Source organism: Acinetobacter sp. YH12098, assembly GCF_013419235.1.
GTDB lineage: Bacteria > Pseudomonadota > Gammaproteobacteria > Pseudomonadales > Moraxellaceae > Acinetobacter > Acinetobacter amyesii.
This window is the reverse complement of sequence record NZ_VPAO01000003.1, coordinates 49254-71570: the sequence shown is the minus strand read 5'-3', so window position 1 is coordinate 71570 and position 22317 is coordinate 49254. Positions and strand designations below refer to the sequence as shown.

The 22317-nt window shown below is 41.9% G+C and carries 17 protein-coding genes; 9 read left to right on the top strand and 8 right to left on the bottom strand.

All coding sequences use genetic code 11. The annotated features are described in order from the left end of the window. Positions 1 to 14: 14 nt before the first annotated feature. Positions 15 to 353: a GlpM family protein gene (locus tag FTU38_RS01520; protein WP_180002743.1), complete on the bottom strand. Its 339-nt coding sequence runs from the start codon at positions 351 to 353 to the stop codon at positions 15 to 17. A gap of 134 nt (positions 354 to 487) precedes the next feature. Next, positions 488 to 871, bottom strand: a complete 384-nt coding sequence (locus FTU38_RS01515) for a hypothetical protein (protein ID WP_180002741.1) — start codon at positions 869 to 871, stop codon at positions 488 to 490. 179 nt (positions 872 to 1050) lie between these two features. Between FTU38_RS01515 and uvrA the strand changes: the two genes are divergently transcribed. Together uvrA and FTU38_RS01505 are read left to right on the top strand one after the other, a co-directional pair. Further along, positions 1051 to 3882 carry an excinuclease ABC subunit UvrA gene (gene uvrA, locus FTU38_RS01510; protein WP_180110418.1) on the top strand — a complete coding sequence of 944 codons (2832 nt, stop codon included), beginning with the start codon at positions 1051 to 1053 and terminating at the stop codon, positions 3880 to 3882. A gap of 59 nt (positions 3883 to 3941) precedes the next feature. Then, positions 3942 to 4454, top strand: a complete 513-nt coding sequence (locus FTU38_RS01505) for a hypothetical protein (protein ID WP_180078616.1) — start codon at positions 3942 to 3944, stop codon at positions 4452 to 4454. A 445-nt stretch (positions 4455 to 4899) separates the two neighbouring features. Here FTU38_RS01505 and blaOXA read toward each other — a convergent pair whose 3' ends face one another. After that, entirely contained in the window at positions 4900 to 5751 is an 852-nt protein-coding gene (gene blaOXA, locus FTU38_RS01500; protein WP_180110417.1) for a class D beta-lactamase, read from the bottom strand. A 201-nt stretch (positions 5752 to 5952) separates the two neighbouring features. Between blaOXA and FTU38_RS01495 the strand changes: the two genes are divergently transcribed. Beyond that, positions 5953 to 6762: a toxin-antitoxin system YwqK family antitoxin gene (locus FTU38_RS01495; RefSeq protein WP_180110416.1), complete on the top strand. Its 810-nt coding sequence runs from the start codon at positions 5953 to 5955 to the stop codon at positions 6760 to 6762. A 41-nt stretch (positions 6763 to 6803) separates the two neighbouring features. Here FTU38_RS01495 and FTU38_RS01490 read toward each other — a convergent pair whose 3' ends face one another. Then, positions 6804 to 8510: a GGDEF domain-containing protein gene (locus FTU38_RS01490; RefSeq protein WP_180110415.1), complete on the bottom strand. Its 1707-nt coding sequence runs from the start codon at positions 8508 to 8510 to the stop codon at positions 6804 to 6806. A 1098-nt stretch (positions 8511 to 9608) separates the two neighbouring features. Between FTU38_RS01490 and omp33-36 the strand changes: the two genes are divergently transcribed. Continuing rightward, the gene (gene omp33-36 / locus FTU38_RS01485; RefSeq protein WP_180110414.1) at positions 9609 to 10511 is read left to right on the top strand and encodes a porin Omp33-36; all 903 of its coding nucleotides are present in this window, start codon (positions 9609 to 9611) and stop codon (positions 10509 to 10511) included. A 58-nt stretch (positions 10512 to 10569) separates the two neighbouring features. On the opposite strand, the gene FTU38_RS01480 is transcribed toward omp33-36, so the two are convergent. Continuing rightward, a complete protein-coding gene (locus tag FTU38_RS01480; protein ID WP_180049774.1) occupies positions 10570 to 11265 on the bottom strand; it encodes an ion channel in 696 nt (231 codons plus the stop codon). 254 nt (positions 11266 to 11519) lie between these two features. On the opposite strand from FTU38_RS01480, the gene FTU38_RS01475 reads away from it, so the two are divergent. Then, positions 11520 to 11894, top strand: coding sequence for a hypothetical protein (locus tag FTU38_RS01475; RefSeq protein ID WP_180008801.1), 375 nt, complete (start codon positions 11520 to 11522; stop codon positions 11892 to 11894). 88 nt (positions 11895 to 11982) lie between these two features. Here FTU38_RS01475 and FTU38_RS01470 read toward each other — a convergent pair whose 3' ends face one another. Next, positions 11983 to 13698, bottom strand: a complete 1716-nt coding sequence (locus tag FTU38_RS01470; protein WP_180108842.1) for a cation acetate symporter — start codon at positions 13696 to 13698, stop codon at positions 11983 to 11985. A gap of 1 nt (position 13699) precedes the next feature. Beyond that, positions 13700 to 14032 carry a DUF485 domain-containing protein gene (locus FTU38_RS01465; protein WP_078190540.1) on the bottom strand — a complete coding sequence of 111 codons (333 nt, stop codon included), beginning with the start codon at positions 14030 to 14032 and terminating at the stop codon, positions 13700 to 13702. Between the two features lie 180 nt (positions 14033 to 14212). Here FTU38_RS01465 and FTU38_RS01460 point away from each other — a divergent pair, with 180 nt between their 5' ends. Beyond that, the gene (locus FTU38_RS01460) at positions 14213 to 17701 is read left to right on the top strand and encodes a PAS domain-containing hybrid sensor histidine kinase/response regulator (RefSeq protein WP_078190541.1); all 3489 of its coding nucleotides are present in this window, start codon (positions 14213 to 14215) and stop codon (positions 17699 to 17701) included. A gap of 447 nt (positions 17702 to 18148) precedes the next feature. Beyond that, complete coding sequence (locus FTU38_RS01455; RefSeq protein ID WP_171525947.1) at positions 18149 to 18898, top strand: hypothetical protein; 750 nt, start codon at positions 18149 to 18151, stop codon at positions 18896 to 18898. A gap of 170 nt (positions 18899 to 19068) precedes the next feature. Here FTU38_RS01455 and FTU38_RS01450 read toward each other — a convergent pair whose 3' ends face one another. Next, entirely contained in the window at positions 19069 to 19719 is a 651-nt protein-coding gene (locus FTU38_RS01450) for a response regulator transcription factor (protein ID WP_078190543.1), read from the bottom strand. Between the two features lie 374 nt (positions 19720 to 20093). Between FTU38_RS01450 and msuE the strand changes: the two genes are divergently transcribed. Together msuE and sfnG are read left to right on the top strand one after the other, a co-directional pair. Continuing rightward, positions 20094 to 20825 carry an FMN reductase gene (msuE, locus tag FTU38_RS01445; RefSeq protein ID WP_180110413.1) on the top strand — a complete coding sequence of 244 codons (732 nt, stop codon included), beginning with the start codon at positions 20094 to 20096 and terminating at the stop codon, positions 20823 to 20825. A 39-nt stretch (positions 20826 to 20864) separates the two neighbouring features. Then, on the top strand, positions 20865 to 21971 hold the full coding sequence (gene sfnG / locus FTU38_RS01440; RefSeq protein ID WP_180002713.1) for a dimethylsulfone monooxygenase SfnG: 1107 nt from the start codon (positions 20865 to 20867) through the stop codon (positions 21969 to 21971). Positions 21972 to 22317: the final 346 nt, after the last annotated feature.

The following is a 22317-nucleotide window of genomic DNA, read 5'->3' as shown; positions in this document are numbered from 1 at the left end:
TAGGCTTTTGATGCTTACTGAAAACTCTGCCATGCATAAATCAAAACAGCCGCAGCAAGCACCCAACTCAAAGTTGCTACACTCAAACATGCCGTTAAGCTCAAACGTGTTGCGAGCAGGTACACCATCAATAAATAAATGAAATATGGGATGAGAGACCAGAGTCCAAACAGCGCAGTTTTTTGTAATGCGGCTGCACCCTGATCATTTGCCACAATTACATGAGCAATCAACGCAAAAGTCGGAAACAATGGAACCAAACCTGCAATATAAAACACCTTACTTTTAGACAGCAAAGCAATTAATACCACAACAAAGGCACCCATTAAGCTTTTGAGAAATAAGGACAACATGGCATTCTATGGTTTCGATAAAACTGCATTTTACGCCTTTTCTGCGATAGTCCTGAGATTTTCTAATGCATTTTTATGCGCATAGCACAGGAGATTTAAACGATGAACTTAAAACAGTCATAGTGCCGTGATCTTTATGCACCTTTACACCATAGGCTAGATGTAAAGCGCGCTTTTTGTTGCTCAGCCATTTGCTTAAACTGCGCTTGAACTTTTAAATCTTCAGCACTCATCAAATGTTGATTGTTTTCAACAATTGCCAAAACCAAATCAAACTGTTGAGGAATTTTTTCGCAAGCCAGATGCTTTTTTTCAGCTTCTGTTTTGGCTTGACCTAATTTTGCAATATACAGATCAATTTTTTCACTTTCGGTATTCAGCGCCAAAGTTGCTTGTTCTAAGCTGTCATAATTTTGCGCTTTCGGTGTTTGGTTCGGGGTACATGCACTCAAAAACACACTACACATCAATAAACCCATCACACCTAATGTTGGATTGAGATGAAGTTGCCATTTCATGTTAAAAGTCCTAGATTGCTGATTTGCGGATGTTTTAGGGCATCGGCACAGACAGCTATATTTTGATTCGGCCATTTTTCTCACAAAGTCACGCATAAATCTAGGTTTAAATTACACTTGAACATTTTTCATGCGCTATCATATATAGGTTTTTCGATGAATATTTTAGGACCCCTTGCATGAGCCAAAGCCATATCCGTATTCGAGGCGCACGTACCCATAACTTAAAAAATGTGTCACTCGATATTCCACGCGACAAGTTTGTGGTCATTACGGGTCTTTCTGGTTCAGGGAAGTCCTCTTTGGCTTTTGATACCTTGTATGCTGAAGGTCAACGTCGCTATGTTGAGTCCTTATCTGCCTATGCACGCCAATTCCTTTCGCAAATGGAAAAGCCCGAAGTTGACTCGATTGAAGGCTTGAGTCCTGCGATTGCCATCGAACAAAAATCAACGAGCCACAACCCACGCTCAACAGTGGGAACAATCACCGAAATTTACGACTATTTACGTCTACTCTATGCCCGTGTCGGCACGCCGTATTGTCCTGAACATGACCTCCCGATGGTGGCTCAGACTGTGTCTGAAATGGTCGATACCGTCAAAGGTCTAGAAGAAGGCACGGCGCTTATGTTGCTTGCCCCTGTGGTCCGTGACCGTAAGGGTGAATACACCAACTTATTTGAACAATTACAAGGTCAGGGTTTTGTCCGTGCCCGTGTCGATGGTGAAGTTATTGATATCGACACACCACCCGAATTAGACAAAAAGAAAAAGCACACCATTGAAGTGGTCGTTGACCGTTTTAAAGTACGTGATGATCTTGGTAACCGGATTGCAGAAAGTTTTGAAACGGCTTTACGCATGGGCGGCGACATTGCCATTTTGTCGTGGATGAAAGGCGAACAAGAAGACCGCGTATTTTCAGCCAAACACTCCTGCCCTGAATGTGAGCGTGCCGTAGGTGAACTCGAACCGCGTCTATTTTCCTTCAACAATCCATTCGGTGCCTGCCCTGTTTGTGATGGTTTAGGCACACGCAGCCATTTTAGTGCTGACAAATTGATTCCCAATAATGAAGTTTCGATTAGCCAAGGGGCAATCCGTGGTTGGGACCGTCAACGTCCGTATTACTATAGTATGATTCAGAAAGTCGCTGATCATTTTGGCTATTCTTTGGAAACCCCATGGAATGAACTGGATGCCGAGACCAAAAAGAAATTCCTTTATGGTACAGGCAAGGAAAAAGTTGACCTCAGTTATATTGATGAACGTGGTCGCTCGCACAAACGTGTGCAAGCCTTTGAAGGGATTTTACCGCACCTAGAGCGTCGTTACCGTGAAACCGAATCAAACTACGTGCGTGAAGATTTAGCACAGTATTTATCCAATGCTGCATGTGATGCTTGCGGTGGCTCACGTCTCAATGAAATTTCACGCCATGTCCGAGTTAAAGATAAAACCATCGCGCAAATCACCAAGATGTCGATCGGCGATGCTGAAAGCTATTATCAAGACCTCAACTTAAGCGGTGCCAAAGGCGAAATTGCTGACAAGATTTTCAAAGAGATTCGTGAACGTTTGCACTTCCTAGTCTCTGTCGGTTTGAACTATTTAAGTTTATCGCGTTCGGCAGAAACACTGTCGGGTGGTGAAGCTCAGCGTATTCGTTTGGCTTCGCAAATTGGCGCGGGCCTGATGGGCGTAATGTACGTGCTGGATGAACCATCTATTGGTTTGCATCAGCGTGATAATGACCGCCTATTGGAAACCCTAGTACGTTTGCGTGACTTAGGTAATACCGTGCTCGTCGTAGAGCATGATGAAGATGCCATTCGTGCTGCCGACCATATTATTGATATCGGCCCCGGTGCAGGTGTGCATGGCGGTCATGTGATTGCCGAAGGGACGTATGACGAAATTTTGGCAAATCCAGATTCATTAACTGGTCAATATCTATCAAGAAAGCTCAGTATTGATGTGCCGAAAACACGCACACAACCGCCAAAACCTGAAGAGCAAATTAAGTTAATGGGCGCTGCGGGTCATAACCTGAAAAATGTCGATTTGACTATTCCTTTAGGTGTGATGACATGTGTGACAGGTGTATCAGGTTCAGGCAAATCGACGCTGATTAACCGGACATTATTGCCGCTTGCAGCAACTCAATTGAACGGTGCAACCACACTGACTGCGGAAAAATTTGACTCGATTGATGGCTTACAGTTCCTCGATAAAGTCGTCGATATTGATCAAAGCCCAATTGGTCGTACACCACGTTCAAACCCAGCAACTTACACCGGTTTGTTCACCCCAATTCGTGAACTGTTTGCGCAAACACCTGAAGCCAAAGCACGTGGTTATGCGGCAGGTCGTTTCTCATTTAATGTGAAAGGTGGTCGCTGTGAAGCCTGCGAAGGTGACGGCATGATTAAAGTCGCAATGCATTTCTTACCTGATATGTATGTGCCTTGTGATGCCTGCCATGGTAAGCGCTATAACCGCGAAACGTTAGAAGTTGGTTATAAAGGTCGTAATATTTCAGATGTCTTAGAAATGACGGTTGAAGATGCGATGCATTTCTTCGACGCTATTCCTGTGATTCACCGTCGTTTGGAAACCTTGAACCAAGTGGGCTTGGGCTATATCCGTTTGGGTCAGTCTGCAACCACACTTTCAGGTGGTGAAGCGCAGCGTGTGAAATTGGCTCGTGAGTTGGCAAAACGTGATACAGGTAAAACCTTGTACGTGCTTGATGAACCGACAACAGGTCTACACTTCCATGATATTGCTAAATTGCTCGACATCCTGCATGAGCTACGTAATAAGGGTAATACCATCGTGGTGATTGAGCATAACTTGGATGTGATTAAAACTGCCGATTGGATTGTGGATTTAGGTCCTGAAGGTGGTGCTGGCGGCGGTATGATTATTGCCGAAGGTACGCCAGAGCAAGTGGCTAAGAATAAAGTGTCGCATACAGCGAAGTTCTTAAAGCCGATGTTGAAATAAGATTCACTTTCCTTTAAGTGCATGATAAAACGGTGATTCATTCACCGTTTTATATTTATATGACTTTATTAGAGATAATTGATACAGCCGTAAAAATTGGTTTGGGAGCACTGATAACTGGCGTAATTACCTACTTAAATCAAAAGGCAAATATTTCAGCATCAGTAGCAAAAGATAACCTTCTATATAATCGTAATTTATTGACCAATATTTCCAAAGATCTCGAGGAAATAAATCATCTCGTTTTAAAAATTTGGGCAATTTTTGAATTTGAAACAAAACAATCTCAACCAGCTCTTAATGAGATTTCAGACAGACTTAAACCTCTAAGACACGCACTTTTTAATGACTTTAATTTACTTAGCAAAAATGAAGGTTTACTTCTTTTACATGGATATATTGAACAACAAGAAAAGCTAAGAATTTATGGCGAATTACTCGGAAAATTTAACGCTTATACACTTTGTAAAAATGGAGCTATCAATGTTGAAACAACTGCTCAATATAGATTTGAAATTTTAGAAGCTAGAAAATCACTTTATACGAGCTTAAACAAAGCCATTTCTAAATAAATTCTTGTTCTTCACAACATTCAATCACATGACGGCGACATGGATGTCGCCTGTTTGAGTGGGGCAGCACGGATGTGCCCTTAGTCAAACAAAAGCATTTTGCCTACTTTTGTGCTTTCAAAAGTAGGAATCTCCTACGCAATGGAAACTCAAACCCAATGCAAAGTAAGGACGTTTAGAAAATATATTTTTTGAAAATAACCTGAACTAAATTCATCCACAAAATTTGCGCCATCCTTTTATACATTCTACTCGAACCGTTCGGACGTACCTTCAGTCAAACAAAAGCATTTTGCTTACTTCTGTGCTTTCAAAAATAGGAATCTCCTACGTAATGGAAACTCAAACCCAATGCAAAGCGAGGACATACAAACTCAAAACTCAAAACTCAAAACTCAAAACTCAAAATTCAAAATTCAAAATTCAAAATTCAAAACTCAAAAAATTAACGTAAATAATGAAACACACCTAACTTATCCAACACATCCAACGTCAACTGCTTACGCTCCGCCACATCATCCCCTGCAGCCATCTGCATATTCAAACTAAACGCTGTAATCTTGCCATGACCATCATCTACCCAACCGGTATACCACCCAACTTGCAGCTCTACATCCATACCCCAACCACTTTTGGCATATAACTTCGCATCCCCACGGCTTTCAATATAAAGCATGTCTTTGACTTGCTTCTGTACAACAACATCAAAAGGCAAGGTTTGTGTGGCAAGTTGATAAGCAAATTGGACTTCTTGCTCGGGCGTGATTTTCAGCGGCCCGACCAACCAGAAGTTATCAACTTGCTGGCCAATATTACGATTTCCAAAACCTAACCGTTTAACTTCCTGTTGCATTAACGCCAAGCCAATTCGCCTTGCCAGTTCCTGATATACAGGAACCGCAGACGCTTGCATGGCTTCACCCAAAGTCAGGTCTTTTTCCCATGACGGGAAAGCACGTTTTTCACCTTTCCATTTAAAAACTTCATTGGCTGTCGCCTTCTGATGCTGCAAACCAATTAAAGCATTTAACATTTTAAAGGTAGATGCAGGAATGTATTCAGTGTGGGCGCGCTGTAAATCATTGCCATAATGGCTCATGCGCTGACCATCAAATGTGACAATTACCGCCTGTGTCTGTGCTTGATTAAATAAAGACGGAATTTCACTCACCCGTGAATTTGCTAAATTGGCTTGAGCGGTTTGTTTTAAGTGTTGAGATGAATCCAACATGCCTTCATTTGCTGTACATGCGGACAAACTCAGGACAGTCATCAACGATAGATATATTTTTTTCATTGCACTATTTTTATGGTATTTAAAGCCCATAGTATAAGATGAAGTTCAAATCTGAATTGTTTACTTTTCAACAGTCTTGTATCTGTTGCAAACTTAGCGCATCCACTATTTATTTTTAAACAAAACATCCTTATGATGACGCCTATCGTGGACTCAACAACGAATAATTTTTAATTTTTTAAATATAAAAGCATACTAACAATGAATAAATTTATCTTAAGTTTCAGCCTCTTATTATGTCCAATATATAGCTTTGCCGATGGCTATCTAAACGAATACATGGTGCTGTTTGTCTCACAAGAAGACCCTGATCTTAGCCCATGGAAAGATAAGCCGCAGTGTAAAGCCCTCAGTACCCCGACTTCACACAAAGGGATCTATGAAAATCAATATGTCTATGCCAATGGCAATGCCCTAACCACCATCTTTCTGAGCAACAGCAAAATTAAAAATGGTGAGTGTGAACATCTAATTCACTTTCCAGATGGTATTCAAGGCTCAGGCGTATTTGAAAGTTTCTTCCCCAACGGCAAACCCCGTAGCCGCATTGCTTATAAAAATGGGGAGTACGAGGGCAAACTTGAGTTTTGGTTTGCCAATGGGATAAAAGAGCAAGAAAGTAGCATCATCAATGGCGAGTCGCAGGGGGATTACAAAATTTGGCATCCGAATGGGCAACTGGCTTTTTCTCAAAATTATAAAAATGGGATCGAAAATGGCCTGCGCCAACGCTGGTACAGTAATGGTAAACCGTGGACCTATGCCAATTTTCAAAACAATAAATTGATTGGCGAGCTGAAAATGTGGTTTGAAAACGGCAAACTAGAACGCCAAGGTTATTATCGTAATGGCGTTCGTCATAACAGTTATAAAATTTGGTATGACGATGGGCAACCTGAAGCGGTGCTTCAGTACGATTTAGGCAAAATTACCCAAGCCCAGTGTTGGAATGTAGATGGTAGTCAAATGAACCAACAAGCCTGCAATAAATTATATAAAGATGAAGATTAATTCATTTGTCTGGCTAACTTTATGAATCTGCTAAGCTGCGTTTAGACTGAAACACGGTCACGCCCCGCAGCTTTGGCTTTAAATAATGCTTGGTCTGCGCGCTCTAATAAATCGATCCAGCTTTTGGCACCCACTGCAACACCAATACTCACCGTCACCATGAGATCTGCTTCGTCTTCTGCCAAATTGAAATTCACATGCTGAATATCATGCCGTATGGTTTCGGCAATGTGCTGGGCTTTGAGCATATCAATCCCCTCGATCAGGACTAAAAACTCATCTCCACCATATCGCACCACCAAGTCGGATGAACGAATATGTTGTCGTAATTGATTGGCAACATGTTGAATCACCAAATCGCCGACAATATGCCCATAGCGATCATTCACCTGTTTAAAGTGATCAATATCAATCACGATCAGTGCTGTATGTAAAAAGCCTGAATTTTGGCTGTCGCGAAATTTAATATATTCATCTAAGGCAAAACGATTGGCGACATTGGTGAGTGAGTCAGTATTGGCAATATGTTTAAGCTGAAATTCAAAGGCATCACGTTGTTCTAGCATATTTTCAATATGCTGAATGGCATCAAATAAACTGAGATAACCTACTTTGGCAGGTTCAATCACGCCTTGATCCATTTGTCGGTGCCGAGCCAGTTTAAATAACTGATTACGAGCACGAATTAAAGGTTCAAACACCCATTTCTTGGCATAGAACATCGTTAATAATGCAGTCAGTAATGACACGAGCGAGACAAAAAGCGTGAAAATCAATTTATTTCGCGCTTCACGTTGTTCATCCGCAGCTACTTTGAGACTGTAATCTAAAATATAACTTTGCAATTCCACCACTGTGACAAATTTATTGACCATTGCATCAGTGAGCTGGGTGCCATCCATGTGATAACGCTGATGTTGAAGAATTTTTTGAGCCAAACCATCAATAATTGGCAAACCTTTATCTAAAAATTCCGTTCGTACCGCATGATGTAACTGTTTAAACTCGGGTGTTTTGTCATGTTCGGACTGCACGACATTGATCAATTCCCATAGATAGCGTGTTTGACGCTGGGTTTGTAAACTCCGCGCTAAATTTTGCTCTGGAATTTCCTGTTGAAATGATACCGCAGCCATAATATTTGATGCGACTCGTCCCGCCTGATCACGTAATTCTGCCAGTAATAAAATCAGCGTGTAATAATTCGATACACGGGTATCTTTACCATGTGAATGATTGACCAATTTCTGCATGGCAATATAGCTTTGATCCCAAGCTTGGAACATCGCCAAAATGGCATGATCCAATTTTTTAGCGTCACGCTGTTGTGTCGGCAGCGCAATATATTGATCGACCGTTTTGCGACCCTGCAACAAATATGGATATAAATTGGACTCTAACTGCTGGGCGATCGGTGCAAAGCCCGTTTCTTTTAAAACTTTCAGTGTATCTTGATATTGCCGATCAACGCCTTGACGATATTCAGCCAACTCAATAATTTTTTGCTCACGCTGAAGACCTTGACTCGACATTGCACTGTTAGCTGGCGCACGTTCACGAGAAATTTGGTTGGTTAAATCTGCCACCATTTTTAGCATCTGAATTTCTTTCAGCGCTTGAGCATTTTTGAGGTAGTTTTGATAACTGCTCACAATCAGTGGAACACTAATAAATACGATAGACAAGACGATTACTAGCATCGCAAGTTGCAAGCGCTTACTAATATGCTCTGTTCGTAATGTTTCCATCTATTTTATGCCCCACACTTGTTGCATACCCCAACCCACTTATCAACTAAACGCGGGAATATTTAAATTAATGATCAATAATTTATTAATTTATAAAATGAACATTTATACAGCTAAATTCTATACAAATGTGTTGAATCTGTCACATTTTTATCATTTTAAAACGAGATAATTTGCTAAAAAACAGCAACATATTTGAAAGGAATAAATTTTTTTATGAACTTGCTTAAATAAATATTTACAATTGCAATAAATTGGTGCAGAATGCACCGTATTAGGGCACACTAAATTTCTTCCTCAGCAGAATATTTTAGTTTCCCGAAAATTTTGGCTAAAAAATCCTGATTTTCCATGAAAATCAGGATTTTTTTGTCTGGACCTACTGAACTCGATGATAAATTCAATAATATATGCACCATAAAAGGGCATTTATTTTTATTCCATCTCCGTTTTATCTATAATCTTTGCGGTAAAGTTCCATTTTTAGACAAAAAAAAAGCCCAACCTTGGGGAAAGCTGGGCGAATAAAAAACAAATGATGGAGAATCAGGGTCAAAGTCACACTTTTAAACTGTGTGACGACTCGATTGGCAAATTATGAATCAAATAAAACCTGATGTAAAGCCAAGTATTTCACAAGGATATTAAATTTATCACTAAGATATTCATTTAAGTGAAGTAGACCTCAGATTTAAAACAAAAACGTCCATTTACTATGCAAATAAACAGTTTTTGCCCAACAATTCGGCAGTCAAAGCCGCAATTTATCTCTTCAAATGCGTGAAAAGCGTTAGAATTTACCCACTACAATAAATGTTATTTTGAATTAAAATAACAATAATAATTGTTATTTCAGATTGAAAAGTTGTGTATTTTTTCAAGTGTATTTTTTTAATTAAGAATTTAATCAAACTTACTTAATTGTTCTCAATGATTTTTTTTCAGTGACTTATTAGTTAGAGTAAAAACTGAATTTCTTATTATGAAATAAAGATCTGAGTCAGAGACTGAATAATAACCTTTAGGATCATTGACTTAATATATTGTTACAATACAATGCTCAATGTTTAATCCATTTGTAACAACTGGTAGAAAATCATGAAAAAACTCGGTTTAGCCACTGCTTTATTATTAGCCATGACCGGTGCTCAAGCTTACCAATTTGAAGTTCAAGGCCAAGCAGAATACATCGACACAACTACAAATGACAAAGATTTCATTGGTGGTGTTCAAGGTACTTACTACTTCAAAAATGTTGACTCTACAAAAGGTCCTTTAGCAGAAGCTGCATTCTTAAACCAAGCTTCTAACGTAGCTGTTGCTTACAACTACGGCGAAGTTGGTTCACAAGGTGTTGACGTAGTTGCTCATAACTTTGGTGCTAAAGCTGAAGCTTATGTTCCAACTAAAGTTGTTCCTGTATATGCAAGCGCGTCTTACAGCCACACTATTTTAGATTCTAAAAACCAAGCATCTAAAGTATTAGAAGACAACGGCGACCGTTATGCATTAGAAGTTGGTGCGCTTCCAACTCAAAACTTCTTAGTTGCTGTTGGTTACACTAGCGTTGCTGACCAAGCTGCTGTTGACGCGTTCAACGTTATGGGCAACGGTGTTGCTAAAGCTGCTGCAGAAGCTGCGACTATTGGTCAAGACCAAGACGCTATCACTGCACGTGCTAAATATGTTGGCGCAATCGACGACACTAACATGGCAATTGGTTTCGAATCAGGCATCATCTACGGTGATGACACTGCTTACCAATTCAAAACTGATCTTTTCGTAACTCCTAAATTAAGCGTTGGTGCTTCTTACGCTGAATCTAGCTTTGCTGGTACTCCAGACTCAGCTTGGGGCGCGAACGTAAACTACTTCATCACTCCTGCTGTTGCAGTTGGTGCTAGCTATGTAAATGCTAACTATGAAGCAGCTAAAGCGACTGAAACAAGCTTTATCGGCGACACTCAAACTGTTGGCGTAAACGCTAAATTCCGTTTCTAATTCATATTAGATACTGAATACCAAAAAGGACGCATTTGCGTCCTTTTTTTTCCTGCCATTATTTGTCTTTGGGCTCATGGCGTTCCGGTAAATGGGCAATATATTGCAATGCAATTAAGCGTGAAACGATGAGAGCCAAATACATCACCCCACAGAACATTTGAAGCATAGCCAAGACCCGTGCAGGCGCACTCACAGGCATGAGATCCGACAAGCCCGTGGCAGACTGCAAACTAAAACTTAAAAATAATAAATCTAACCACGACTGCATGCCCGGCTCTGCAGGATTTACAAAACTATCCGGATAAATCAGCTGACAAATACTATAGAGAAAAGCAAAACCCCATGCGATGAGGGTAAATACTGCCCCTGCTGCAAAAAGTTCATCTTTGGTTAAATAGCGATCGGCAAACATATAGCGTAATAAGCCATAGGCTGCACTAAAATACGCACAGGCTTCAAAACCATGCGCAATAATTTGAATATTCGGATGATTTACACCGAGCATAATCAAAGTAGAAAACAATACGGCGCAGCCAACAAAACTCAGTCCTAGAATCGTAAACATTGGAGTTTGGCGAATCACTTTGGCAATGATCAATAGTACCGACACCCCAAGTACCCAAATTAGCGCACGAAAAGACAGACTTTCTCGGGTAATCGCGGTTAAAACCAAGATCAGAAACTGCACCAGTAACAGCCATGCTGAGGGTAAAAGTCTAAAGCTTCTCCAAAAATCCACGAATCCTTGCATTATGTTCAATCTCTATATTTTTTTATCATGCGCTGAAATGATCAATCTGAAGCATCATCAACTGATTGATTTTAAATTAGCATGAAGCAAGTTTCTTCTACTGCAAAGATTTGTTGAGCGTGTCCTGAAAAACATCACATATGCCTACTGTTCTGCCTCAGTTTTTTTATCACCTATGAGCCTCAAAAAGCCTATTGTAAGTTTCAGCATTCAGGCGCACATTTAAAGAAATCTCCTACGTGGTAGATTTAATTATGAAAAAACATCTCGTATTTGCTCCCCTCTGTCTGCTCATGCTCTCTGCCTGTACACAAAACAGTCCGCTCCTCAAAGGCCATGAAAATTATGTGGGGACTTGGCAAAACAACCACAGTGAATTAGTGATCAAATCGTCGGGCGAAGTGACGTATTACCATCAAGAACATACTGAAAAAAGTATTGCCAACCAAACCTTCAGTGGTGCTGAACAGTCGCGAATAAAAGCCCATTTGAGCAGTTTTGGTGATCAGAGCTTTAGCATCGGTCAGGATAATTTCTCTCAACAATTCACCATTCAGCGCTCGCCTTATCAAGATGATCAAGGCCATTGGAAAATGTCGATCAATGGAGAAAATTATACACGCAAATAGGACAGAGATTTGTCTACAAACCTCTGCGTCATATCATTCACTAAATATAAAAAAAGCCCCTTATTAGGGGCTTTTTAGGCGATTCAGATTAGTGATCTGAAGCACCAGAGATACCAATACCAGTTTGTGAACGTACATACTGTGCATCGAATGCTTTACGCTCAGCTTGTGCTTGTGCTGAATTATCAGTCACAGAGAACAACCAGCAGCAGATGAATGCTAATGGCATTGCAAAGATTGCAGGACCATTGAACGGGTTAATTGGTGTTTCAGAAATACCAAATGTATCTACCCAAACTGCTTTAGATAAGATAATTAGGGTCACTGCTGTAAGCAGACCTACTAAACCGCCAATCACTGCGCCGCGAGTGGTCAAGCCTCTCCAGAACATAGACAATACAAGTACTGGGAAGTTTGCACATGCTGCTACAGAGAATGCCAAGCCAACCATGAATGCAACGTTTTGTTTCTCGAACAAGATACCTAAAATCATCGCGAAGATCGCAAGACCTAAAGTCGCGATTTTAGACATACGAAGTTCAGATTCTGGCGTTGTTTGACCTTTCTTGAATACGTTTGCATACAAGTCATGTGAAATAGCTGAAGCACCAGACAATGTTAGACCTGCAACAACTGCAAGAATCGTTGCGAATGCCACCGCTGAAATGAAGCCCATGAACAAATCACCGCCTAATGCATCAGATAAATGCACCGCAGCCATGTTGTTACCACCAACAAGCTCTAGCTTGCCAGTTACCGCCATTTTTGCAACATCAAGGAATTGTGGGTTGTTTGAAACGTAAAGGATCGCACCAAAACCAATGATGAAAGTCAGTAGGTAGAAGTAACCAATGAAACCTGTTGCTACAACCACTGATTTACGCGCTTCTTTGGCATCTTTAACCGTGAAGAAACGCATTAAGATGTGTGGTAAACCTGCTGTACCGAACATTAATGCCAGACCTAGAGAGATCGCATCAATTGGGTTTGCAGCCAATTTACCAGGCCCCATAATATTGCCCGCTTCTGCCAAAGTCACTTCGTGAACTTTAGAGAAAACTTGAATAGATTGTGAGAACATTTCAGAGAAGCTGAAGCCCACGCCCTTCATGACCATGAATGCCATGAACGTTGCGCCAGAAAGTAGCATCACTGCTTTAATGATCTGTACCCAAGTCGTTGCCAACATACCACCGAAGATTACATACGCCATCATCAGTAGACCAACGATCACAACCGCAATGTTGTAGTTCAAACCGAATAGTAGTTTGATTAACTGGCCTGCACCCACCATCTGTGCGATTAGGTAGAACGCTACAACCACCAGCGAGCTCATTGCTGCCAATGTACGTACTGGTTTTTCAGCCAAACGGAACGATACAACGTCAGATAAGTTGAATTTACCTAAGTTACGCAGACGCTCTGCTACTAAGAACAATACAATTGGCCAACCCACCATAAAGCCCAATGAATACAGCAAGCCATCAAAGCCTGAACTGAATACCATTGCGGAAATACCGAGGAACGATGCTGCTGACATATAGTCACCGGCAATCGCTAGACCATTTTGGAAACCTGAAATACCACCACCAGCAGTATAGAAATCTGCAGTGTTGGTAGTTTGTTTTGCAGCCCATTTAGTAATTAGCAGCGTAAAACCTACAAAGATGGCAAACATGATAATTGCGTGCCAGTTGGTCGCTTGCTGCTGTGCTTCACCTAAATCTGGTCCTGCCATTGCCATGCTTGACATGAGCAGAGCGGGAGCCGCCAGTGCTGTTGCTTTCAATGAATTCCATTTCATCTTAGTGAAGTCCTTTTTCTTGAGTAATTGCTTCTACTTCACGCATTGCTTCTTCGTTTAATGCATCTAATTTATTATTTGCAATGTACGAATACACACCACAGAGCAGGAATGACAATACAATAATGCTCAAACCTAATGGCATACCAATCGTGGTTACACCACCACTCACGGATTGCATCAAGAACTCTTTGTTATAGCCCACAAGTAGCATGAAGCCGACATAGACCACCAACATGATGATCGTCAAAGTCCAGCTCAACTTACTTTTACGGCTAACCATTTCCTTAAATTTTGGATTCTGTAGAATTTGTTCTACCTGTCTCTCATCCATAATGTTCTCCTTACGCCGAACCTTGGCGCGCAATTTTCTAATTCGAATTATTTCGAAGCTAAACTTACCAATGTTCCTTATCTCTTGTAATTTAGACTTTGGTCGTTAAATTTTAGCAATAACCTCCCTAAGCCTATGGATGCGTTATCATTAAGCGAGAATTAATATGCTGCAGGCTCTATGAATAGTTGGCTTATCGTCGGGGTATTGGCCCTTTACATCGCATTACTCTTTGTATGTGCATTCTTTGGTGAAAAGCATGCCAGTAGGCTCAGTACTCGCGGCAGAATGCTTCTCTTTAGTCTAACTTTAGGGGTTTACTGTTCATCTTGGACGTTTTATGGCGCAACAGGTGCCGCGGTTCGTGAGGGCATTATTTTCCTGCCGATCTATCTAGGACCGCTGCTATTTGTTGCGCTCGGCTATGATATTTGGCGACGTTTAGGCCGTGTCCGTCAGCATCATGCCATTTCATCGATTGCCGACTTTGTAGCAGCACGATATGGTAAAAGTGGCCCCTTAGCGTCATTAGTCACGATCCTTGCCGTGATTGCCATTATTCCCTATTTAGCCTTGCAACTACGTGCAATTGCCCTAAGTGCAACGGTCATTTTAGAACCGACCGCTGGTCTGACCGGCACCACCAATAGTGTGCTGTTTTTGACTGGTGTATTGGCGATTTTGGCGATGATGTTTGGGACACGACAGATTGCCAATACTGAACAGCACGGCGGCTTAATGTTGGCTGTGGCATTTGAGTCTTTCGTCAAGCTGTTTGCACTACTTGCAGTCGCATTTTTCTTTGTTTTTGAATCACCTGAAAACATGGCTCAAATCAGCCATGACATCAACACCACCTTTAAAGATGTTCAGCTCAAAGGTGTGCCAGAAAGCTTTTGGATTCAAACTTTATTGGCTGCATTAGCGATTATTTGTCTACCACGTCAGTTCCATGTCGCGGTGGTTGAACTGCGAGATGAAAAGCATATCCGTGGTGCTCGTCGTTGGTTTGCCATTTATCTGATTTTAACTATTATCGCGATCATCCCGATTGCCAGTTGGGCGCTGCATGCAGCACCTGCCTACTTGGCAATCCCCGATGTTGCTGTGCTCTCACTGCCTTTGAGTTATAACCAAGACTGGTTGACCTTACTTGCATTTCTCGGTGGTTTTTCAGCTTCGACAGGTATGCTGTTGGTGTCGTCAGTGGCCTTGTCGATTATGCTCAGTAATGACTTGATCATGCCTGCACTGTGGCGTACACGCTTATTGTCACGTCATGACAAACGCCTACCACTCGTACTGAAATTCACACGTCGTGTATGTATTTTAGCGGTCATGTTATTGGGCTTCTTGTTCTTCCATTTCTTCAATGACATTGACCAATTATCGGTATTTGGCCTATTGGCCTTCAGTGCTGTGGCACAGTTTGCACCGGCGTTAATTGGTGGTTTATATTGGCGCGGCGGAAGTAAGCAAGGCGTATATGCAGGTCTGTTGGTCGGCTTTGGCATGTGGGCTTATACCCTGTTATTACCAACCGTATTGCGTAGCCTGCCTGAACAATTTAAAACATTTACCGAAAATCTTTTAAGTCAGGGTCCGCTAGGCTTGAGTTGGTTACGTCCTGAAGCACTGTTAGGGTTTGAATCTTTCGATCCACTTACCCATGGCGTAGTTTGGGCACTCGGTTTAAATATCACCCTCTATATTTGGATTTCCCGCGTCTTCCGTCCAAGTGTTGCCGAGCAAATTCAGGCCGAAAGTTTCTTTTATTATGAAACCAAGCCCCTCCCGGCTCAAAGTACATCAAACGACATCAGCTATATTCACCATGATGTGGCACGCTTAAAAGTAGGTGATCTGATTACTTTGGCAAAACGCATTACCGGTGAAGGTCCAACTATGCGCGCCTTCAACCAGTTCTGCGCACAAAACAATGTCGTTTTGAATGAAAATAGCAGCGCCAACGGCATGTGGTGGCGTTTTACCGAACAGTATCTTGCCGGCACCATCGGTGCGGCATCTGCCCGTACCCTACTCACCACAGCCATGGTCAATAATGGTTTAGCACTCGGTCAGGTCGCAAATATTCTTGACCAAGCCTCACAGTGGCAGCGCTTTAACCAAAACCTGATCATGACCATGATCGACCATATGACTCAAGGTGTGTCCGTGGTTGATGAAAATATGTGTTTGGTGGCATGGAATAATCAATACCTCAAACTGTTTGATTATCCAAAAGACATTGTCTATGTCGGTTGCCCAATTTCAGACTTGATTCGTTATAACGCTGAACGCGGCGAATGTGGTCCCGGTTCAGTCGAGGAACATGTGCGTAAACGCATGCATTGGATGCAAGTCGGCAGCGCACACGAATTTGAACGGATTCGTAAAGATGGCCGTGTAATTCAGATGCGTGGTAATCCGATCGAAGGCGGCGGTTTCGTGACGACCTTTGCCGATATTACCGCATTCCGTGAAAATGAAGCATTGCTTGAAGGGCGTGTGCAAGATCGTACCCAACAGTTGGCAGATGCCCTGTCCGAACAACAATTGGCACGTGAACAAGCCGATAAAGCCAATATGTCGAAAAGCCGCTTTATCGCTGCCGCAAGCCATGACTTATTGCAACCGATGCATGCTGCGCGTCTGTTTAGTACCGCCCTCGAGCAAAGCGTACAAAATGACGATGATCGTAAAACGCTTCAGCAACTAGATCGTGCGCTGCATGGTGCGGAAAGTATGCTCTCTGCCCTATTGGACATTGCACGACTCGAAGGTGGAACCATTCAACCAAAACGTCAGCCTTATCCGCTGCATGACTTACTCAGTGATCTTGAACTTCAATTTAAATCGATTGCGGCACAGCGTAATATCAAACTGACCGTACACGATGCTCAGTTCTGGATTGACACCGACCCACAGTGGATTCGTCGTATTATTCAAAACTTCGTCAGCAACGCCCTACGCTATACGGCACGTGGTCGTGTGGTTGTCGGTGTGCTACGTTCAGCACGTCCAGGACATATTCGTATTGGCGTTTGGGATACAGGTCCTGGGATCGCGGAAGAACAACGCATTAAGTTGTTCCAAGAGTTCGAACGCTGTGGACATACCTCTCCATGGGGCGAACAAGGTCTGGGCTTAGGTTTAGCCATCGTGCAACGCATGACCAGCCTACTCGACTATCCGGTGCATGTGTTCTCAGAACTTGGTCATGGTTCGTGTTTTATGATTGAAGTGCCTGTGGTCGCTGCGCCAAAAGTGGTCGCTGCACCGACTCAAGCGGTTCCGCTGAAGACCAAAGCCTATAAGATTCTGTGCTTAGACAATGATGAAACCATTTTGGAAGGGATGTCGACCTTACTGACCAAATGGGGCTATCAAGTCTTTAAAGCCACTGAACCTGAACAGGCCATGGAGTTGATTCAACAAGAAAATATTCAAGTTTGGTTGGTTGACCAACACTTGAATAACAACAAGATCGGTCTCGACTTTATTTTAGATAACCGTCAGGAAAATGTCCCTGTGGCGCTGATTACCGCAGATTCTGATCCTGAACTACCGCAACGTCTAAAAGAGTTAAACATCGTCTTACTGAAAAAACCATTGAAACCGGCTTCACTGCGTTCATGGTTATCTGGTTTAAAAATTTCAAATCAGTAGCGTTGTTACAGGACATCGCTCTGTGAAAAGTAGCCCATTTCATTCACATGAAATGGGCTTTTGTTTACCTTGCTTTTACTTAAACTTACCTAACTGGCAAAAAAATTTGTCTCAACGGCAAGACCATTCAAAATAGCCCCGATATTTCGTCTATTTATTAGCCATAAATATCAAATTAAGATTGCCTATGGCAAAAGATATCGAATGCGTGAGTGAACACTTGTACACTTAGTTACAATTAAAAATCTATTTGATTTAAATCATATTTTTATAACCAAAAATAAAAACTAAAACTTTAGTCGTATATTTAGCTGCGGCCGTTCGTTTTAAAAATATTCATAAGAAGTTGATCAGTTTCAAGCCAATTCAAGAAGCGTCATAACTCAACACTTGAGAAGCTGATCTCCCCCGCATATTAGGAGTGATCTTGTGAATATTTCAGAAACAATGCCGCATGGTTTTGATCAAAATCTACAGTTTCATCGTCAGTATGGTGCCAATGCCATTTTGCCAGAGATCGATTGGCGTCAGCTATTTAAGTTCAGCAAATTAAGTGATGTGCAAGTCGAAGCGTTGGAAACACTCTATCGCAGTGCCGTTCCTCTCGCGTTACAAGTGTTTGATGAACTGAATTTTGATGTCTTTGCGCCGAATGCCTACAAACCTCAAGGCCTTGGCTTATTCGATCGACTGGCAGAGCAAGAAGACCTACTGCTGCAAAATTTAGAAGCAGAATCCAATGGCTTGGGTTTGGACACCCGTCATCAGATTTGGAGCATGCTACTGCGTGGTGGTGCGGTTTTGGTGTTTAAAGCGTGGCTCGGTAAAGTCAAAACCGACAAAAACCAGCTGGATAAAACACAGTTTGATGAATTATCTGATTTACTGTTTATTAAAACAGCGCCATTTGAATTGGCACAACGTTTGAATGTCGATGCCAACTCCAAGCAAGACCATATCTTCCTGATGTATGACAATGATGTTTATCTGGATCGTTTTAACAGCTTAGAAACTGCAGCCCTATTTGTGGATTTGGGTGTTTATGATGCGGCTTTCCTGAGTTTACGTGATGACCGTGTCGCGGATTATCTCAAAGCGCGCGGCTATGTGTCCGATGAACAAATTGATGAATTACAATGTGCGCTCAACCCTTTGTACTGTACCGATCTGACGCCTAAGCAAGACTATATTGCTTAAGTTGAAGTAGTTTGTTTAAGTCATTGTTAAGTTGCATTGCTCTATTGCTTTTAAACCGCATATAAAGACCTAACAGCATTTACACCGAAATGATCGAGCGCCAGCATTAGCGCTTAAACAGCATAAAAAAAGACCTCCATCGTGGAGGTCTTTTTTTATGGAAAAAATCCTTAAATTTTCTTTTCTTCAATATTCAATGCATTAATTGCCAATACGGCTTGAGTTCGGTTTTGTACGCCCAACTTACGGAAAATCGCCGTCACATGTGCTTTGATGGTTGCTTCAGATACATCTAACTCATAGGCAATTTGTTTATTCAACAAACCTTCCGCCACCATCATCAACACGCGGAATTGTTGCGGTGTTAAAGACTGAATACGTTCTGCCAATGCCGTTTCATCTGCAGCACGTGGATCAAAGTTCATATTGGCAGGTAAATTTGGTGGCAACCAAATCTCGCCTTCTAAGACTTGACGAATCGCTTCACCAATGTGGCTCGGATGCGCAGATTTTGGAATATAACCCATCGCGCCATGTGCAATCGCACGTTGGATAATCGACGCTTCTTCATGCGCAGAGACCACAATGATTGGAATCGATGGATATTGTGCGCGAATATGCACCAAGGCAGAAAAGCCTGAAGCACCTGGCAAGTTTAAATCCAATAACACAAGATCAGGCTCAGGGCCATTTTCAAGACGTTCATAGCATTCATTGACTGCTGCAGTCTCATGAATTTGCGCCTGAGGCAAACTATAACGAACCGCCTGAATTAAAGCATGACGAAACAGCGGGTGATCATCAACGATTAAAATATTCATAAGCAACGTGAGAGATCTTGTGCACAATGACCCTATTCTAACCACACATGCTATGTGAAGGATATGCAAGAACTTATTTTTTTGCATTTAAAATGTAGATTTTCACCTAAAATGCGTCTTTTTTCACATTTTCTATAAATCTTTAAATCTAATCATATTTTCATATAAATTTTATCAACACAGTAAAAATGCTTATATCTAAGCATTATATGTTGAAATATCAACAGTTTAAAATTTGATATTTCACGAATCTTGTGGTTTTTCCAACATATCTAAAAATCAGATAACTTTTCTGATTTTCGTTATTTTACAGTGATCCACCCATCGGGATTAATAAAAGGCATTCCGAGAAACCACACTTTTAGGTTTAAAAAATGTCTCAAGTTAATCTACAAAAACCCCTGAATATTGTTGCTGTGTCAGGTGGTCTAAACAATCCATCTAAAACTGAAGCTTTGGTACAAGCTATTGTTGATGAACTCGGTGATGCAACTCCAATCAATGTGCATTTTATTAAGTTTAGTGAAATTGGCAATTTATTAGGTGGCGCGATTTACCGTAACCAATTGCCACAACGTGTACAAGATGACCTTGCTGCTGTTGAAGCTGCTGATGCACTGATTGTTGGAACACCAGTTTACCGTGCTTCATTTACAGGCCTGTTTAAACACTTCTTTGACTTTGTCGAACAAACTGCATTGGTCGATGTACCTGTCTTGCTTGCAGCTTCGGGTGGTTCTGAACGCCATGCCTTAGTGCTTGAACATCAACTGCGTCCACTATTCAGCTTCTTCCAAGCGCAAACATTACCAATTGGTGTGTATGCAACTGATAAAGACTTCACGCCTAAATACACCATTCACAGTGAATTATTACGTGACCGTATTACCCTTGCAGTAGCACGTGCACTGCCGATTTTGGAATGGGCTCCAGCCAAAGGTCAGCGTGCTGAAGTGGTGAAAGCCAAGTCTCAACAAGCCAACCAAAACTTGGGCATTAATAAACAAATCGAGCAAGAAGAAGTCCTTCCTTCTGCAGCCGTTCCAAGTTTGGATGCCGCTGAAGCTCGACTGCATAGTAAAAAGCCAAAAACGCAAGTGGCCTAAACACCACAGCATAACAATTCGATCCCGAGGGTTTGCAAAATGTCAGTACAAGAAAAAAACATTACATTTGCGTACTGGGTACCAAACGTCAGTGGTGGTTTGGTGGTCAGTAATATTGAACAGCGTACCGATTGGAGCTACGACTATAACGTGCGTTTGGCACAAGCTGCAGAAAAAAGTGGCTTTGATTATGCGCTGACTCAAATTCGTTTTACCGCAGGCTATAACGCGGAAAATCAACACGAATCGGTTAGTTTCAGCCATGGAATTTTGGCCAAAACTGAAAAACTCAAAGTCATTGCAGCGATTTTACCCGGCCCTTGGAAACCAGCTCTGGCTGCGAAACAATTGGCGACCATCGATCATCTCACCAATGGCCGTATTGCGATTAATGTCGTGAGTGGTTGGTTCCGTGGTGAGTTTGATGCGATTGGAGAAGAATGGCCCGAGCATGATCAACGCTATGCGCGTTCTGAAGAATTCATTCGTAGCCTAAAAGGCGTTTGGACGCAGGATAACTTTAGTTTTGATGGTAAATACTATCAATTTAAAGACTACACCCTATCTCCAAAACCGGTGCAAAAACCGCATATCGAGATCTTTCAAGGTGGCAGTTCACGTGCAGCACGTGACATGGCATCCCGTGTTTCCGATTGGTACTTCACCAACGGCAATAGCCCTGCTGAGTTGAAAAAGCAAATCGATGATATTCGTGAAAAAGCCAAAGCCAACAACCATCAGGTCAAAATCGGGGTGAATGCCTTCATTATTGCCCGAGATACGGGGGAAGAAGCCCAAGCGGTGCTTCAAGCGATTATCGACAATGCCAATACCGAAGCGGTCAATGCCTTTGGCGATGCAACTCGTGAAGCAGGTGCATCCACCAAAGAAGGCGAAGGAAACTGGGCAAAATCTACTTTTGAAGATTTGGTTCAATATAACGACGGCTTTAAAACCAATCTGATTGGCACGCCACAACAAATTGCAGAACGCATTGTGGAACTCAAAAGTGTAGGCGTCGATTTGGTTCTCTCAGGTTTTCTCCACTTCATTGAAGAAGTGGAATACTTTGGCGAAAAAGTGTTGCCACTGGTTCGTGAACTGGAAGCTCAACAGCAGCAAGTTGTGCAGGCTAAATCAGCATAATTGTTGATGCAGTCACAGCTCATGTAATCAGCATAATAATCACAACCGGCTCACTTCACTTTCCTCCCCTAAGGCTCGGCTTAGGGGATTTTTTATCGCCAGTCCAATTTAAAGACATGCTCTGTTTCTACAAAACGAGCGGAATTGTAAACAAAGAAAAAGCCCGACATCCTGTCGGGCTTTTTCTATATGGATACTTAAGCATGACTCCTGTCTTGCTTCACAGTCCTGATGGTGAACACTTTGTTATTGTTTTATGTTCCGGAACGTCCTGTTCCTGTATGAGTTCATCTTAGGTAAAATTTAAAAGTACGCCTAGCGTCAAAAACTTCGTTACTTGTACGCT

What these genes read in the sequence shown, in the direction of transcription:
- FTU38_RS01520 (WP_180002743.1), bottom strand. Translation starts at nt 353, where the DNA reads ATGTTGTCCTTATTTCTCAAAAGCTTAATGGGTGCCTTTGTTGTGGTA.
- FTU38_RS01515 (WP_180002741.1), bottom strand. Translation starts at nt 871, where the DNA reads ATGAAATGGCAACTTCATCTCAATCCAACATTAGGTGTGATGGGTTTA.
- uvrA (WP_180110418.1), top strand. Translation starts at nt 1,051, where the DNA reads ATGAGCCAAAGCCATATCCGTATTCGAGGCGCACGTACCCATAACTTA.
- FTU38_RS01505 (WP_180078616.1), top strand. Translation starts at nt 3,942, where the DNA reads ATGACTTTATTAGAGATAATTGATACAGCCGTAAAAATTGGTTTGGGA.
- blaOXA (WP_180110417.1), bottom strand. Translation starts at nt 5,751, where the DNA reads ATGAAAAAAATATATCTATCGTTGATGACTGTCCTGAGTTTGTCCGCA.
- FTU38_RS01495 (WP_180110416.1), top strand. Translation starts at nt 5,953, where the DNA reads ATGAATAAATTTATCTTAAGTTTCAGCCTCTTATTATGTCCAATATAT.
- FTU38_RS01490 (WP_180110415.1), bottom strand. Translation starts at nt 8,510, where the DNA reads ATGGAAACATTACGAACAGAGCATATTAGTAAGCGCTTGCAACTTGCG.
- omp33-36 (WP_180110414.1), top strand. Translation starts at nt 9,609, where the DNA reads ATGAAAAAACTCGGTTTAGCCACTGCTTTATTATTAGCCATGACCGGT.
- FTU38_RS01480 (WP_180049774.1), bottom strand. Translation starts at nt 11,265, where the DNA reads ATGCAAGGATTCGTGGATTTTTGGAGAAGCTTTAGACTTTTACCCTCA.
- FTU38_RS01475 (WP_180008801.1), top strand. Translation starts at nt 11,520, where the DNA reads ATGAAAAAACATCTCGTATTTGCTCCCCTCTGTCTGCTCATGCTCTCT.
- FTU38_RS01470 (WP_180108842.1), bottom strand. Translation starts at nt 13,698, where the DNA reads ATGAAATGGAATTCATTGAAAGCAACAGCACTGGCGGCTCCCGCTCTG.
- FTU38_RS01465 (WP_078190540.1), bottom strand. Translation starts at nt 14,032, where the DNA reads ATGGATGAGAGACAGGTAGAACAAATTCTACAGAATCCAAAATTTAAG.
- FTU38_RS01460 (WP_078190541.1), top strand. Translation starts at nt 14,213, where the DNA reads ATGAATAGTTGGCTTATCGTCGGGGTATTGGCCCTTTACATCGCATTA.
- FTU38_RS01455 (WP_171525947.1), top strand. Translation starts at nt 18,149, where the DNA reads ATGCCGCATGGTTTTGATCAAAATCTACAGTTTCATCGTCAGTATGGT.
- FTU38_RS01450 (WP_078190543.1), bottom strand. Translation starts at nt 19,719, where the DNA reads ATGAATATTTTAATCGTTGATGATCACCCGCTGTTTCGTCATGCTTTA.
- msuE (WP_180110413.1), top strand. Translation starts at nt 20,094, where the DNA reads ATGTCTCAAGTTAATCTACAAAAACCCCTGAATATTGTTGCTGTGTCA.
- sfnG (WP_180002713.1), top strand. Translation starts at nt 20,865, where the DNA reads ATGTCAGTACAAGAAAAAAACATTACATTTGCGTACTGGGTACCAAAC.